This is a genomic window from Mediterraneibacter sp. HA8405 (assembly GCF_056148955.1).
The window spans coordinates 717003-733184 of record NZ_CM148758.1 but is presented as its reverse complement, the minus strand read 5'-3'; the positions used below and the strand labels follow the sequence as shown (position 1 = coordinate 733184).

Below are 16182 nucleotides of genomic sequence, written 5' to 3'. Positions count from 1 at the left end.
GCCTCTGTATTTTCTGCTGTTATTCAATGCTGTTTAACTCCTTCCTATTCCACTCCTTCCACCACGCCGATGTAGGGAAGATTTCTATATTTCTGGGCATAGTCAAGTCCGTATCCCACTACAAACTCATCCGGTATCTCAAAGCCCAGGTAATCGGCTTTCACGTCTTTTACCCTGCGGTCCGGCTTATCAAGAAGCGTACACAGACGGATACTCGCAGGATTTCTCTTTCTAAGCACATCCATCAGATAATAAAGCGTATTGCCCGAATCAACAATATCTTCTACAATAAGCACTTCTTTATCCTCAATAGATTCATCCAGATCTTTTGCGATGCGCACCACTCCGCTGGACTTCGTCCCGTCGCCGTAGCTGCCCACGCACATAAAGTCCAGTGATACCGGAACCGTAATCCTCTTGGCCAGTTCGCACATGAAAAATACGCCGCCCTTAAGAATACAGATCATGTGAATCTGCCTGCCCGCATAATCTTCACTGATCTTTTTTCCCAGTTCTTCAATTCTCTGATCCACTTTCTCCTCGGGAATCAGAACTCTGATCGTCTCTGCCATTTTCTTTTTCCTCCGTTATCTTTATCTCAAGAATCCTCTTTGTCTCTTTGCTGATCTGATACCAGGCGCTCATCCTCATGCCCGGAATCCACATAACGTGACTTCCGTCCGCAATCAGAAATATCCGGTCGCGCTCCGGGCGGGGAACTTTTTCATTGATAAAGTAAGATTTCAGTTTCTGTCTGCCCCCGTTCCTGCTGATAATAAGATAATCTCCCGGACGCCTTTTTCTCACAAAAGCGGTATGTTTTATTATATCATAGTCAAAGCATTTCGTGTAACTTTTTTGCGGGATCCGGATCTCTCTGTCTTCCTCTCCGCCGTACGGCGCGGAATTATCCGGTCTGCGTTCATACACCCGGCAGCATATACGGAAAGGTGTTCCGGGAATTCTGGTCTCTCCCGGTATTTTCAGTTCTGTTTCTCCGACCCTCGTCTCTTCGATCTCTTTATCTTCTCCGCGTGAAGCCGGAGAGACTCTTCCCTCATCTCCCCGGGCAGACTCTTCTCCCCCTTTTTCCGGTATGTCCTTTTTCAGAAGCACACCCTCATAAGTTCGATATGCCGTTACTCCAAAAGGAAGGCTGATCCTTTTCCCTGCCTGTCTGTCAAACAGCTGCAGAACCGCCTCCACGTGGACTGCCTCCACATCTCTGTTTTTTCCCGCTGCTGTACAGATACATCTGTGAATAAGCTGTTTCTGAACAGCAGGCATCTCTGTCCGGAAAAATACTTCCCGTATCTCAGGAACCGGCTCTCCATCCGGAGGGAAGATCACACACCGCTTCCATGCATTCTCCACTCCCCATGAAATATAATCCCAGACTTCCTGCGCCTGCCGTGACAGTTCATTCAGATGCCGCACAGTCTCCGGATTGACCTGTGTCTGAAGAGACGGCAGAATATGGTGACGGATTCTGTTTCTTGTATAGATATCATCTTCATTGCTCATATCTCTGCGCCAGGAAATTCCTTCCTCTGACAGCGCAGATTCAATTTCCCCTCTGGAAACTCCCAGCAGCGGCCGGATCCATTTCCCGTATACCGGCCTTATGCCGCACAGGCCCCGGATTCCTGTTCCTCTCGCAAGATTCAGAAGTATTGTCTCCGCATTATCATCACAGTGATGAGCCGCTGCAATTCTGGTTCCTCCTTCCTCCCGGCACATAATCTCAAAAGCTTCCCGGCGGACCATACGCCCCGCCTCCTCAGGAGATTGTTTCCTTTTTCTGGCAATTAATTCCACATCTCTGTGAAAAACCCTGCAGGGAACATTTAACTTCCGGCACAGTTCTTTTACAAATTGTTCATCCGCATCCGCGTCCGCGCCTCTGAGACCATGATTCACATGGCAGACTCTGATCGAAAAATCATACTTTTCCTTCAATGCACAAAGCACAAAAAGCAGACATACCGAATCCGCACCACCCGATACGCCTGCAATGACCACATCATTTTCTTCTATCATATTATATTTCCGAATCAGAGCCTCTGCCTTTTCTTCTATATTTCTCATCATATGTAAACTATACCCAATTCATGCCAAAATGTAAAGCCCGCGTTCCTGTACAAAATGCAGCTGCAAAGCCGTTCTCCGGGGGCCCGGCTCCTTCCGGCGCATCAGCACTCCCATATTCCCACCGCCAGCACGGTCATATCATCAGCCGGTTCTTTTCCCGTCCAGGCAAGCACCTGTTCCAGAACATGGTGGGCCATTTCTTTTGGATTGGCAATTGTACTCCCCTGAATAATTGTTTCCAGGAGCAGATCCTGCTCGCCTACAGGCAGCGCGTCCAGTACTCCATCCGTCACCATAATCACAAAATCTCCGGCAGACAGTTTTCTTTTCACCGAATCTATTTCTATAGAATTCATCACCCCGATCGGCAGACTGGTGGAACTCAAATGCTCTACCTCATCTTTCTTTTTTATAAACGTAGATGATGCCCCGGCTTTGATAATCTCGCATTCTCCTGTATAAAGATCAAAAATTGTCATATCCACTGTAGAATAATGGATCTCTTCCCTCCCCATAACCAGTGTTGTATTGATCATCTGAATTGCCGTTTTCACCGGAAAACCGGCTTCCAGCAGCTCTTCCAGCAGTTCAATGACCAGGGTGCTCTCCCGGCACGCCTCTTCTCCTGAACCCATTCCATCTGAAAGCGCCGCCCCCTGCCTTCCTCCCGGCAGTTCCAGCATGGCAAAATTATCGCCGGATATCTGGCTGCATCCTTTCCCGATACGCGCCGCCCCCTGCATAGTATAATAAGCCGGCCCCTCCTGACATACCACCGTCATATAATGTTTCCCTATAACCTGGGCTGTGCCGCTCTGCAGAATCAGCCTTCGCCCCGCTGCGTCAGATACGGCCTTCGCAATTTCTTTCGTGGAAATCTTCTGATTTTTCATTGTTCTTGCCGTAACCTGAATCTCATACCTGCCTGCCTGTGTCATAAAAAAATTTGTATACAGCATCCGGATTCCTTTCTTCCGGAGTGCTGCGCCGATCTTTTTCTCCAGCCTCTCATCTGTAAAAATGCTGCTTTCCAGCTCTTTCGCCGTACTTTGTATCATATCCGCAAAAGTATCCATCTGTATGGCGCACCCCTCACGGCTTCTGACCATTCGGTTTACCCATATCATATTCTGCCGCGCGTCATGAAATCCCTCCAGCATCTCTCTTAAAAACCGCGGCGCCATAATACACCTCTGCATCAGCTTCCGTTTTGTCTCTGTATTCAGTTCATTTCCATAATGATCCACCGCAGAAAGAATTTCATATCCCATCTGGTACGTATGGACAAAATTTTCGCCCCAGCACCAGCCGCATTTTTCACATTTGCCGCACACTTTTTGACGAACGCGGGAAAACATGGCTTCTATTTCCTCGTCAGAAAATGCCTGCCGTTTTTCCTCAAGTCCGAGAAATGTCTGAGACAGCTGTTTCAGTGAATGTGCATATTTTTCAATCTGCTCCACATAGGGGCTGCTGTGGAGTGCCTGTCCATCGCTCATAACTCTATAGTCTCCCTTCAAAAACAGAAGACTCCAGGAGAACTTCTCCTGGAGTCTTCATTGGTAATTCTTATTTTTTCATACAAATTTCCGCACGGATCCGCATCTGTCATTCCGCCGGCTTAAAAATAATCTCGTTCGGATCAACAAGATCTAACTTTTCTTCAGCTGTTTCTTTGACATAGTCATCTGTCTTAACATATTCCCGAAATGCCGCCACTTCTTCCGAACGTTTCTTTTCATCGTCTATCTGAGACTGCAGTTCCTCCTCCTGCTCGATATACTCAGCATTCTTCGCCTGAAGTCTCAGAGAATTCACTGCAAGTACACCGGAAAGGAAAACGAGAACCGTACAGATCATCAGAACGCTTCTTTTGTACCGGCTGAATCCGGAACGTCTTTTCCTGCTCCGCTGCCGGCCTGTCCCTTTTCTTTTACTCATACAATTCACCCACTTATTAATCCCTTTTTTTGCTCCCCGTTAAAAAATATTCTATCTTCTTTTCCTGTACTTTTCAAGGCTTTTCTTAAACTTTACCTGTAATTTTCTCTCCAGACAAAGCAGGCCGAATCCCAGCGCCGCTCCTGATACAACACCAAGTATAAAATACCATCTTATACTCCCATATGTAGTGTCGTACATCTGCTTAAAAATAAATCCGCTGGCGCCGATCCAGAACAGAATATCCTCAAGCCCGGTTAAGGCTCTGCCATGTTTTATGATGCGCCGGAAGCAGATCAGAACACAGTACGCTGAAAACACTGCCATGCCTCCCAGCACCGCATATAGAAAAATCAATGCTTCACTGCCAATTCCAATCATGGAGTTCTCCTATTATTTAAACAGCCGGGAGAGGAAACTTTCACTCTGCCGTCCGGCCTGGTTTATACTGGAATAAGCGACACTGTCGATATTCCCCGACAGATCCACCTCCCCTTTCTCCACACTCAGCCGGTTAACGTGAAGATCAGTCCCCTTCACCATCAGCATTCCCTGCTCCGTCTCCAGAAGAATTTCATTCAGGTCAAAAGAAAGCACATCCAGAACCCCTGTAACTGTGCTTGTTTTCCGGTTATTTACCACAAGTTTATGTGTCTTTGCGATCCGCTGTTCCTCCATATACGCACCTCCCCCGGTACTTCTTGCAGCACCTGTTCTTATGTATATGAAAGGTTGTTTCAGCTTATGCCTGCTGACCGGAATCAGGATATCTTTCTGTTACAGATAACGAAACATGTCTTTTGCGTCTTCTTTTTTCGTTGTCTCCTGAATCTTCAGTACTTCTGCCTTAACCGCTTTATTTCCGAACTGAATTTCAATAATGTCGCCTTCTTTTACATTAACAGACGCCTTCGCCTGTTTGCCATTTACGCAGACACGCCCCGCATCACACGCCTCGTTTGCTACGGTTCTGCGTTTAATCAGCCTGGAGACCTTCAGATATTTATCCAGCCTCATCTTTTCACCTCCCGAAAAAACAGAGTCAGAAAAGGCACTTACAATGTCCTCTGCATCGTAAGTGCCTGTCCTCTCAATAAACAAAATGTCCGATTCATTTTCTCATGGAAAAAGCAGACTAGTTAATTGCATCCTTTAAAGCCTTTCCTGCTTTGAACTTCGGCGCCTTGCAGGCAGCGATCTTCATAGTCTTGCCTGTCTGCGGGTTTCTTCCTTCTCTTGCTGCTCTTTTGCTTACCTCGAAAGTACCAAATCCAACGAGCTGTACTTTATCATCAGCTTTCAGCTGCTCTGTTACAACATCGACGAACGCTTTCAGAGCCTTTTCAGAATCTTTCTTGGAAATTTCAGCTTTCTCTGCAACTGCTGCTACTAATTCTGTTTTGTTCATGAGTTAATTCCTCCTCTTTATTGTATCCACATACAATTTTATTCTGATATAAAGGGGCATGTAACTTCGTCCACATGTTTCCGCCTTTATGTACTGTTATAACGGTTCCTTACCTCTTTGTCAAGAATTTTCGGCGTTTTTCCGGCTTTTTGGCCGCACCCGTAAATCTGCCTGTTCCGAGGCAAAGCGGACTTCCGGAATCCGCTTTCCCCCTTTTTCATATATATCACCGGCAGCTCACTGAAGGTCCAGCAAAAAAACCCGCTTAAGAAAACCGTATTTTTCTTTCCACTGGTTCACAGCCGTCTCCAGTTTTTCCACATTTTTTTCCGGAAGCCATGCTTTATTTGAATGATAGTAACTTCCGGCAGTTTTCCAGAATTTCTCCGGGTATGCAAGGAACAGTCCGATATACAGCTTTTCTGTTTCTTCCAGTTTCCGTTCGCTTTCATAGGCATCCAGAATTATTTTTCCTATATTTTCTTTCCATTGAAACTTTTCCATTGCTTTTCTAATAAAATAATATAAATCATGAACTTGAATATCAATACACATATGTTCAAAATTCGTGACTCCCGTGCCCCCGGGAAGTATCAGAATATTATGATAATTGTAATCTCCGTGAGCCAGACATTCCCTGCTCACACTTTGTTCATACAGTTCCATACATCCGGAATTCTCCAGATGATCTGCCACCGTCTCGGCCATTCTGTACATCTTCTCAAAACTGTGGAGGAACAAATATTCAAATTCATTTTTAGCGACTCTGTTTCTGACAAAAGAACGGACTTTTTTCAGTTCTCTGTTGTGGCTTTTTATTTCCTCCAGCGGGTTTCTCCTGACCGGAATCCCGGTATATATTTCCCCGTATTCCTGGTCCTGAGCTGCCAGATTCATTTTCATATGAAGTACGGCAAGATTTCTGGCAGCACGGACAAGTTCGGATTCTTTTTTCAGATCGCACTCTCTTCCGCAGTACCATTTTTTCATTATATATTTTGTGCCGTCCCTCGATACGGATAATATATCCCCCTCCTTTGTGAAAACCGGCGTGTCAACCAGCATCCCGAGAGACTCCAGCCAGCTTTCCGTCCGATACAGAGAAAAAGCGCGCTTCTCTGAGATATTTGTCTCTTTCAGCAGCATTGCCCCTTCGTCAGTATCGCAAAAAAACGCACCCCTGATCCGCCGGGTGCTTTTCACTTCTAATGCATATCTCTCCAGTATTTCCTGTTCGTACTCTCTCATAGCTGCCCCCTGTCCCCGTATATTCTGGTCCTTTCTAATCTATGAAGGGGGCAGCCCAAGTATGCTTATAACCCAAGCTTTTCTTTTACATAATCACACAGAATCTCTTTGTCATTTCTCCGGGGATCATCTATCACATATTCCAGCAGCCTGCTTAACATGCTGCCCAGTTCTCTCCCCGGCTGCATTCCCAGATCCATAAGATCCCGGCCGCTTACCGCAAGCTGGCGCAGTGTGACACATTCTTCGTTTCGCAGTGCCTCCTGATACAGCTTCCTCATCGCCACAATATTTTCGATTTTTTCTCTCCTCCGGTAGGGGCTCTGCGCTTTTGCATCTGCCATTCTGACAGCCAGATAATAGGGAAAGAGATCGACGCCGATCCGGTTCATGGCCCGGCGTACATTTTCCGGTGTAGCTTCTGTTCTGTAATCATGGTAACATACAAGACGGGTTACTTTTTTTACCGTGTCATTATCAAATTTCAGTCTCCGCATAACTATCCGGGCTATCTCTTCACTGACAAGAGCATGCCCTTTGAAATGATCCCTTCCATTCTCATCCGTTGTTTTCACGGCCGGCTTTCCCATATCATGAAATAACATGGTAAGCCGCAATATTTTATCCCGCTTCACATATTTCATGGCACGTATAGTGTGTTCGGCCACATCATATTTATGATGGGGCGTGTTCTGTTCCACTCCTGTCATCGCATCCCACTCCGGAAGAATAACTTTTGTGATTCCAAGTTCATATGCATCACGGATACGTTCCGGATGAGGAGAAACAAGAAGCTTTACCAGTTCTGCCTGAATACGCTCCGCACTGATTTTCGCAAGTGTGGGAGCCAGTTCCTTTACCGCTTCTGCAGTATACGGCTCGATGGGGAAATTCAGCTGAGCAGAAAAGCGGACTGCCCTCAGAATACGCAGGGCATCTTCTGAAAAGCGTTCTTTCGGATCGCCAACACAGCGGATCAGATGATGATTCAGATCCCTCATACCGCCGAATACATCCACAAGGCGGACTTCATCATTGTACGCCATGGCATTGATCGTAAAATCCCGGCGCTGCAGGTCATCCTCCAGCCGACTGGTAAACCGCACTTCTGTCGGATGCCGGCTGTCTTCATATGCGCCGTCCACGCGGTAAGTAGTAACCTCAAAACTGTCTTTCCCTATTAAAACAGTGACAGTTCCATGCTCGATCCCCGTATCCACAGTTCTTCGGAACAGTTTCTTGATTTCCTCCGGCCGGGCGGATGTGGTAATATCCCAGTCTTCCGGGCGCCTGGCCAGAATGGAATCTCTTACGCAGCCGCCGACCGCAAAGGCTTCATATCCGTGAAGCTGGAGATTATTAATAATCATCAGCACTTTCCTTGGCAATGTTATCTTCATAACATATCTTCCTCCCCAAAGGGGACGGTTATTATAAAAAAGCCGTCCCTTTTCGTCAACTTCTTCAGAATTGTTTTAAAATTTCTTCCTCTCTTTTGTTGCAGGACAATATTATAACCTGTCTTTTCTGTCCTCTCAACCATTTTAATGCAGATTTCAGTCTTTTCTCATCGTAAAAAGCAAATGTATCGTCCAGAATTACAGGCATCGGCTCTTCCTGCAGAATATCCGCGGCAGCCATCCGGACTGAAAAATAAATCTGTTCCAGAGTTCCCCTGCTCAGACGTTCTGCCGGAATGCGCCGGATGCCGTCCCAGACAGATATCTGAAGTTTTTCCCCAATGTCCAGACGCTGATACTTTCCCTCTGTTACGGCCGCAAATATCTGCGATGCCTGTTCATTCAGATTTCCGGCTGTCTGCTTTCCCAGACTGTCTGCCGCCAGCCGCATCTGCTCCTCCGCGATCTGAAGAGCCCGGCAGCGTCCGGCCAGTTCCTTTTCTGCATCACCGGCTTCACTTTCAATCTCCGCGCAATGCTCTCTTAAATTACCGCAGCGGATCTCTTTTTCTTTCCATTCTGCCTGTATGCGTCCAATCTCCCACCGGACTCGCCGGATATCGCTCGCTTCTCCGGACTGCCCCTCTCTCTTCTGCCACCGTACATCATGCTCTTTTTCCGTTCGTTCCTGCGCATGCTTCTTCTCCAGATATGCATAACCTGCAGCCCCTGTCAGCAGAATGCCGGTTAAAAAGACAATAACAGAGAAAAATAAAAGCGCGCCGCCCGGACCGGGCATTTTCCATCCATTAAGAAACTGCGCCCAGACAAAACCAGTCACGCCGATGAACATCCCGGTCAGTCCGCCTGCAGCATAAACACCCGTTCTTCCGACAAATTCTCTTTCTTCCCGGCTGCCCGGATTCTCTGTCCGTCCCATACTTTCCAGCGCAGCTTTCTTTTCATTAAATTCAGCTGACAGAGCCGACATATCTTTCTCCAGATATGAACATTCCCTGAGCAGCTTCTGCCGCTTTTCCTCCCTGGCGCCTCTCTCTTTCTTCAGCGCTCTTTCCGCCTCTTTCCGCCTTTCTCTCAGGATTCGCAGCGCGCCATTTACATCAATGTCCCCTCCGCCTGCTTCGCAGAAATTAGCCGCATAATTCTCCAGCGCTCTTGAAAGTTCCTGCCCCGGCGCCGCTGCCAGCTGTCCGACCGAAACGGTACTGTCGTAGAGGGAAGCTGTCATATCTCCCAGCAGCATTTCCAGATCTCCGTCTTCAACCGACAGCTCTTCTCCGTCATCTTCGCAAATCAGAGAAGCGCGCTTCATATAACGGCTGAAATTCCGTTCCAGCCGGAACCGTTTTCCTCCGCAGCTGAACCAGAGAACCCCTGCGTATTTCTCCGGGTTCTCCCATGGCTCATAGCGGGTAAAGTCGTCTTTTGTCGCTGCCTTTCCCCGCCCCCGCTCCATTCCGAACAGCATGGCACGTATAAATGCATGAAGAGTGGACTTACCCGACTCATTTTCTCCATATATTATCTGCACGTCATCTGTAAAACGAATATGTCTGTCAGAGAGCATGCCAAAGTTTTTTATATAAATTTCTGTAATTATCATATTTCCCGCGTCCCGTTCTATCTGCGATTCTTCATTAACGCGTCTACACCTTCACACAAAGCCTGATACGTTTCACTGTCCCTGCCGCATCCCTCGAATCTTTCAATATACCGGCCGATAATATTTCCGGCATTTTCTCTGTACAGTCTTTCAAAATCATAGGGCGGACGCGTCTCGTCCAGAATTTCAAGAACATTTCCATCTGTATCCGTCCGCATCATATCAAAACAGACCTCCCTGTTTCTCACGCCTTGCAAAGTTATTTTGTAAATATTTTCATTTCCGTGTCCATTTATATATTCTCTTATTTTTTTCTTTACGCTGCCTGCGGTATCATCTTCGTCCACAGGAATCTCTGCATGGATGTATTCTCTGGAAGCGCAGGGGAACCACCGGACATGAACGCCTTTTTCCGTAATCTCCCCTTTTACATATCCGTGAGGTCCTGTATCATTGCGGTCTGTCGGCTCCGGCGCGCCGGCATAAAGGATCCGGTTTCTCCGCACAGCCTGAGGCTTATGTATATGACCAAAAGCAACATATGAATACCCGAGACAATCCAGACGTTCCCAGTCAACAGGAATATGCTTCTCATCTCCTCCATGGGCCAGCAGAAGTTCATACCTCTGCCTTCCTTCCGGCGTGGCTGTATTATATAACGGCTCCGTTATCTCCCTGCTGTGGTAACTCAGGCCATAAACAGCGGTCCGCAGCTCCTCAAACTCCACACATTCTATTTTACTGCCGAAAAGCGGCCGTACATTTTCGCTCCACGGAAATGTAGGGTAATAAGAATCTCTGCGTATATAATCATGATTTCCGGCAATCAGCACGACCTTTGTGTGTGTCAGAGCAGAGAAAAGATAGTTTACTTCTTTCAGTTCCCGAAGAAGGGGCTGTCTGTGGAACAGATCTCCGGCAATCAGAAGAAGATCCGTCTGTTCTTTCTGGCAGATCCCGATAATCCGTTCAAAGGTATCCCAGATTTCCTTCGGACGCTTCTCAGTATACGCTGTCCCGGCATCCGGGTGAACCCCCAGATGTACGTCGGCAATATGAATAAATTTCATTCTTTCCTCCTGTCTCTTTTTTCCGGCAAACTGTTTTAAATTACTTTTTCTTCCCGATGTTTTTCATCAGAAAAGGACGCTGCACCCCGCGCCGCGTCCTTTCGCATTTTATAATTCACAGTTATTGACTGTTCTTGGAAATGGAATTACATCACGAATGTTTCCCATTCCCGTCAGATACATAACACATCTTTCAAAACCGAGACCAAAACCGGCATGTCTGGTGGAACCATACTTTCTAAGATCCAGATAGAAGCTGTAATCTTCTTCCTTGAGTCCCAGCTCTTTCATCCGGTTCAGCAGCTTGCCGTAATCGTCCTCCCTCTGGCTTCCCCCGATAATTTCACCGATTCCCGGCACAAGACAATCAACGGCAGCAACCGTTTTTCCATCATCATTTTGTTTCATATAAAACGCTTTGATTTCTTTCGGGTAATCAGTAACAAATACCGGGCGCTTGTATACCTGCTCTGTAAGATAACGCTCATGCTCTGTCTGAAGGTCGCAGCCCCAGGATACCTTATATTCGAACTTATCGTTATTCTTTGCCAGAATATCAACAGCCTCCGTATAAGTCACACGGGCAAAGTCTGAATTTGCCACATTGTGAAGCCGGTCCAGCAGTCCCTTGTCCACGAATGAATTAAAGAAATTCATCTCGTCCGGCGCATTTTCCAGCACATAATTAATAATATATTTGAGCATATCTTCCGCCAGATCCATATCATCTTCCAGATCGGCAAACGCAATCTCCGGCTCAATCATCCAGAACTCTGCCGCATGTCTTGTAGTATTGGAATTCTCAGCCCGGAATGTAGGACCAAATGTATAAATGCTGCGGAATGCCTGCGCGTAAGTTTCTCCGTTAAGCTGTCCGCTTACAGTGAGGCTTGTCTCTTTTCCAAAGAAATCCTGGCTGTAATCTACCGTTCCGTCCGGATTTTTCGGAACATTTTCCAGATCCATCGTAGTCACATGGAACATCTCTCCCGCTCCTTCGCAGTCGCTTCCGGTAATCAGCGGAGTATGCACATATACGAAGCCTCTCTCCTGGAAAAACTTGTGAATAGCGTATGCCGCCAGAGATCTTACGCGGAATACAGCCTGAAATGTATTTGTCCTTGGTCTGAGGTGTGAAATAGTCCTTAAAAATTCAAAACTGTGGCGTTTTTTCTGAAGGGGATAATCCGGAGCGGACGCGCCTTCCACTTCCACGATATCTGCCTGAATTTCAAAGGGCTGTTTTGCCTGAGGTGTTGCCACAAGAGTACCTGTCACAATTACTGCCGCCCCCACGTTCAGTTTTGAGACTTCTGCGAAATTGTCCATTTTATCATGATAAACAACCTGAAGCGTCTGGAAGTAAGATCCGTCGCTCAACACGATAAAACCAAATGTCTTAGAATCCCGGATACTGCGGATCCAGCCCCCAACTGTCACCGTCCTGTCCAGATAATCCTCTCTGTTCTTAAATATTTCCCGAATTGTTGTCAGTTCCATACCAAAAAACTCCTTCAATCTTGTAATCAGTATGAACATTATAACACCGGAAATCAAAAGCGTAAATATATTACACAAAAGTTCCCTGCATATCCGCCACCATATCCCGGATTGTCAGACGCAGGTCTCTGGGGGAATATCCCAGCTCTTCCGTTGCTTTTTTGTGGGAAAACCTTTCTCCGCTTCCCAGTACATGAAGAGAATATGCCGTATACAGCGGCCGCTGCTTTTTACGTCTGGAATGAAGCTGCATAAACGGCGCGGCCAGTTTTGCCATCCAGAGCGGAAGCACCGGAAGTTTCTTTTTCCCGGAAACCTCTCCCGCAATATCCAGCACTTCCCGGATCTCACAGTATTTATCAGACAGGATATAGCACTCTCCTTTCCGGCCTTTTTCGGCGGCAAGCAGGCAGCCTGAAGCTACATCCCGTACATCCACAAAATCATATCCGCCTTTTACACATGCCGGAAGCGTTCCGCGCAGATATTCCGAAACCATCTGAACAAGATGATTGCCGGAGCGGTCATAAGGTCCCAGAATACCAGACGGATGGACAACCACCACATCCAGCCCTTCTTCTGCCGCTTTCAGTACAGCCCGGGTTGCCTCTGCCTTTGTCTTTGCATAACCTCCGGTCACGTAATCAGGAGAAAACATTTCCGTTTCTTTCGTAACTGTTCCGCGCTTCTGCCGGGGAATTGCATGCACTGAGCTTACATACACCAGCCGTTTTACCGGATATTCCCGGCACAAAGACAGGATATTCTTCGTACCGCCCACATTTACGTCATATACTCCCGAGGACACATGACTTGAGATATCTATAATTCCCGCCGTGTGTATAACATATGTCTCCATGTCTCCGCAGCCCGAAAACAGGGGCCGCAGAGAATCAACTTTTCGTATATCTCCCCGGTAATAGTGAACATTTCCCATGTCCTCCCGTTTTTCTTTCCCGTAAAGCAGTCCCCGCACCTGGACCGGCTCTTTCTGCAGCTGCCGGATAATCGTCCCGCCCAGATGTCCGCCGGCTCCTGTAACAATATAAAGTTTCTTCATTGTTGACGTCACCTCCGTTTCAACTTTGGATGATATCCCCCAAACACCAGACAGCATAATATTTATATCAACACTATGTTGAGTTTCATTTTCAATTGTATTATAATATCCGCAGTGTACATTATTCAATCGGCAGCTTGCCGCCAAACTGCCGGATATCGGGTATATCAGACATATTCTGTCTGTTTTGTACGGAAAGGAGTAAAATTATGGCCAGAACCGACCAGCGAACCAGACTTACACGGATGCTTATCCGCCAGGCATTTACCGGGCTGCTGCAGGAAAAACCCGTACAGAGCATTTCCATAAAGGAGCTCTGCGCCAGAGCCGGTATCAATCGGGGAACATTTTACGCGCATTACATAGATATTTACGACCTGATGGGACAGATAGAAGAAGAAATGCTGACCGATTTCCAGACAGCTCTTAAGCCTCTTCTGGATTCAGACAATACAGAACTCACTCCCCTTAAAATCACAACCGGAATTTTTAAATGTCTGAAAGAAAACGCAGATCTCTGCGCGGTTACACTGGGGAAATACGGAGACAAAAACTTTGCTACCCGGCTGCTGACAATCGGAAGAGAAAAATGTGTAGAAAGCTATTCCAAATATTTTGCCCATGCAACCCCAAAACAGATCGAATACTACTACTCCTTTGTCAGCGCCGGCTGCATCGGCCTTCTGGAAAAATGGCTGGCAGACGGAATGACAACCAGCGCCGAGGAAATCGCATCCGTTGCTGAAAACATCATGATGAAAGGGATTCACTTTCTCCAATAAATCAGATTCGGATTTGTCGGAGAGCTGTGAGTGGATAGGCGTCCGAAAACACCTGAATACCAGGAGATTGGATAATCGGATCTGGAAATGAGGGATGTGTGCTTTTGTTTCCGTTCCGCAGATAAAGAAAAACTAAAAAACCTGACGACAGGCTAAGAGCAAAATTTACAGCAGAAAACTCGCATTCGCTCAGACAATTCTGCTGTAAATTTTAACGCCTGCCGCCAGGTTTTCTGTTTTTCTAATATCTGCTCCAAAGTCACCAAAAGCACACATCCCTCATTTCCAGAAGCTGCATCCAATCGGCGGTATCCCGCTGTTTTCTGCGCACATCCAGTCAGCAGTATCCCCGACAATTCCGAATTTCATAAAACAGGAAAAAGCCGGAGCTGTTCCGACTGCAGCTGCCCGGATCTAAAGCATCACTACTGCCTGGATCACCTGCCGTCTCCGCCGTTAAAGCACCCCTTTCTTTTTTGGTTTATGAGGATCTGCGAAGGGAATTTCCGGACTGAGGAACAGAAAAACGGAAGTCCGGAGAGTTTTTGGATGCGCCTTTCAGAAGAGGGGGACAGGAAATTCTGATTCCGTTCCATGAGTTAAGATAAATCACGAAGACCGGGGATCAGCTAAAAGCAGGATTTGCGGCGGGCTAACTCGCATGCGCTCGGACAAAGCCCGCCGCAGATCCTGACGCTGATTCCCGGTCTTCTATTTATCTAAACTCATTTCAGAGTCATCAGAATTTCCTGTCCCCCTCTTCTGAATCCGTCTTATAAAAACTTCCTTCCCTTCCGGTTTGTGTCTGCTGTCCGGAAATTCCCTTCGACAAATCCGAATCTACTTCCCGAAAATCTCCGCTGCCTGTTTCATGTTTTCTATTATCGGCACTCCAAACGGGCATCTGGTCTGGCATGCGCCGCACTGGATGCACTCTCCTGCATGATGGGGCAGTACTTCATAATGCTCTCTGACTGTCTCCGGCACAGTTCCCTGGGCTTTTACAAGATTGAGGAATTTTGTGACTGAAGCCACATCAATTTTCTGAGGACAGGGTGCGCAGTGACTGCAGTACATACAGTGTCCCTTCCAGCTGATATTCGGAAAGGACGCGAAGGCAGGCGCATAGTCCCGTTCTTCTTCTGCGGCCTCCTCATAGGCAATACTCTCTTCAAGCTGCTCCACGCTGCGGGCTCCCGTCAGAACGGTTGCGACTCCCGGCCGCGTCAGAGCATAATGAATACACTGATTCACAGTCAGGGCCTTTCCGGCCGGTGAAAGTTTTTCATCCAGAAGATCTCCGCCTCCAAATGCTTTCATAACGGTGATCCCTATCCCCAGCCTCTGACAGGTTTCATACAGTTCCTGACGCTCCGGATTCATATTAATCAAATGTTCCTTATAGTTCTTCTCCGCCCACAGTTCTTCTACATCCTCACTTGCCGGCTGCAGGTCATAACACGGATTCACGCTGAACATCAGCACTTCAATGTCACCGCTTTTCACCGCTTCCAGCGCCACCTCCGGATTGTGGCTGCTCAGACCGATATGTCTGATTACGCCTTTTTCTTTCAATTCCTTTACATACGCGAGCACAGGTCCGCCCGCGACTGTATGCCAGTCTTTCACAGAGTCTACATAGTGGATCATGCCAACATCAATATAGTCTGTCTGAAGGAGAGAAAGCATCTCCTCCATGCCCGCTTTTACTTCATCAATATTTCTCGTCCTTTTATACTGTCCGTCTTTCCAGACCGAACAGACGTGAGACTGGATCATAAACTTTTCTCTTCTTCCCCTCAGCGCTTCTCCGACGCTCGCGCGTACCTTCGGGTCAGAAGCGTAAAGGTCAAAATAATTGATGCCCTGACTCTCTGCCTCGTCCAGCAGTCTCTTTGTATTGCGGCACTCATCCTCCGCAAAACCTTCACATCCTAATCCGATCTCACTGACCAGAAGCCCTGTGCTGCCCAATTTCCGATATTTCATCATTCTCCTCCATTCCTTCAGCGCCCATGCGGTCCATGTCCTCAGCACCGTACGCCTTTTCTGCTCCAT

Annotated in this window: 16 protein-coding genes; 1 reads left to right on the top strand and 15 read right to left on the bottom strand. The window is 47.2% G+C overall.

The window, feature by feature from the left end; genetic code table 11:
* Positions 1 to 44 precede the first annotated feature (44 nt).
* The 14 genes from hpt to AC0QUU_RS03345 form a co-directional block, all read right to left on the bottom strand.
* Positions 45 to 572: a hypoxanthine phosphoribosyltransferase gene (gene hpt / locus AC0QUU_RS03410; RefSeq protein ID WP_474544593.1), complete on the bottom strand. Its 528-nt coding sequence runs from the start codon at positions 570 to 572 to the stop codon at positions 45 to 47.
* A complete protein-coding gene (gene tilS, locus AC0QUU_RS03405) occupies positions 517 to 2091 on the bottom strand; it encodes a tRNA lysidine(34) synthetase TilS (RefSeq protein WP_474544592.1) in 1575 nt (524 codons plus the stop codon). The genes hpt and tilS overlap by 56 nt, the downstream gene beginning before the upstream one ends.
* A gap of 101 nt (positions 2092 to 2192) precedes the next feature.
* The gene (locus tag AC0QUU_RS03400) at positions 2193 to 3590 is read right to left on the bottom strand and encodes a SpoIIE family protein phosphatase (RefSeq protein ID WP_474544591.1); all 1398 of its coding nucleotides are present in this window, start codon (positions 3588 to 3590) and stop codon (positions 2193 to 2195) included.
* A 109-nt stretch (positions 3591 to 3699) separates the two neighbouring features.
* Positions 3700 to 4032, bottom strand: coding sequence for an FtsB family cell division protein (locus AC0QUU_RS03395; protein ID WP_474544590.1), 333 nt, complete (start codon positions 4030 to 4032; stop codon positions 3700 to 3702).
* Positions 4033 to 4083: 51 nt separating this feature from the next.
* Positions 4084 to 4413, bottom strand: a complete 330-nt coding sequence (gene yabQ, locus AC0QUU_RS03390) for a spore cortex biosynthesis protein YabQ (protein ID WP_474544589.1) — start codon at positions 4411 to 4413, stop codon at positions 4084 to 4086.
* Positions 4414 to 4425: 12 nt separating this feature from the next.
* Positions 4426 to 4710, bottom strand: a complete 285-nt coding sequence (yabP, locus tag AC0QUU_RS03385) for a sporulation protein YabP (protein ID WP_474544588.1) — start codon at positions 4708 to 4710, stop codon at positions 4426 to 4428.
* 99 nt (positions 4711 to 4809) lie between these two features.
* Positions 4810 to 5049 carry an RNA-binding S4 domain-containing protein gene (locus AC0QUU_RS03380; RefSeq protein WP_474544587.1) on the bottom strand — a complete coding sequence of 80 codons (240 nt, stop codon included), beginning with the start codon at positions 5047 to 5049 and terminating at the stop codon, positions 4810 to 4812.
* Positions 5050 to 5167: 118 nt separating this feature from the next.
* Positions 5168 to 5440 (bottom strand): HU family DNA-binding protein, encoded by a 273-nt coding sequence (locus AC0QUU_RS03375; protein WP_474544586.1) that lies wholly within the window; start codon positions 5438 to 5440, stop codon positions 5168 to 5170.
* A 237-nt stretch (positions 5441 to 5677) separates the two neighbouring features.
* Positions 5678 to 6688, bottom strand: a complete 1011-nt coding sequence (locus tag AC0QUU_RS03370) for a CotS family spore coat protein (protein ID WP_474544585.1) — start codon at positions 6686 to 6688, stop codon at positions 5678 to 5680.
* Between the two features lie 65 nt (positions 6689 to 6753).
* Entirely contained in the window at positions 6754 to 8088 is a 1335-nt protein-coding gene (locus AC0QUU_RS03365) for a CCA tRNA nucleotidyltransferase (RefSeq protein ID WP_474544584.1), read from the bottom strand.
* Positions 8089 to 8152: 64 nt separating this feature from the next.
* Positions 8153 to 9712 (bottom strand): ATP-binding protein, encoded by a 1560-nt coding sequence (locus AC0QUU_RS03360; RefSeq protein WP_474544583.1) that lies wholly within the window; start codon positions 9710 to 9712, stop codon positions 8153 to 8155.
* Between the two features lie 17 nt (positions 9713 to 9729).
* Complete coding sequence (locus tag AC0QUU_RS03355) at positions 9730 to 10782, bottom strand: metallophosphoesterase family protein (protein ID WP_474544582.1); 1053 nt, start codon at positions 10780 to 10782, stop codon at positions 9730 to 9732.
* A gap of 108 nt (positions 10783 to 10890) precedes the next feature.
* Complete coding sequence (gene asnS / locus AC0QUU_RS03350; protein ID WP_474544581.1) at positions 10891 to 12282, bottom strand: asparagine--tRNA ligase; 1392 nt, start codon at positions 12280 to 12282, stop codon at positions 10891 to 10893.
* 70 nt (positions 12283 to 12352) lie between these two features.
* Positions 12353 to 13342 (bottom strand): NAD-dependent epimerase/dehydratase family protein, encoded by a 990-nt coding sequence (locus AC0QUU_RS03345; protein ID WP_474544580.1) that lies wholly within the window; start codon positions 13340 to 13342, stop codon positions 12353 to 12355.
* 209 nt (positions 13343 to 13551) lie between these two features.
* Here AC0QUU_RS03345 and AC0QUU_RS03340 point away from each other — a divergent pair, with 209 nt between their 5' ends.
* Positions 13552 to 14124 (top strand): TetR/AcrR family transcriptional regulator, encoded by a 573-nt coding sequence (locus AC0QUU_RS03340; RefSeq protein ID WP_474544579.1) that lies wholly within the window; start codon positions 13552 to 13554, stop codon positions 14122 to 14124.
* 840 nt (positions 14125 to 14964) lie between these two features.
* Here AC0QUU_RS03340 and AC0QUU_RS03335 read toward each other — a convergent pair.
* Positions 14965 to 16182, bottom strand: a complete 1218-nt coding sequence (locus AC0QUU_RS03335) for an aldo/keto reductase (protein ID WP_474544578.1) — start codon at positions 16180 to 16182, stop codon at positions 14965 to 14967.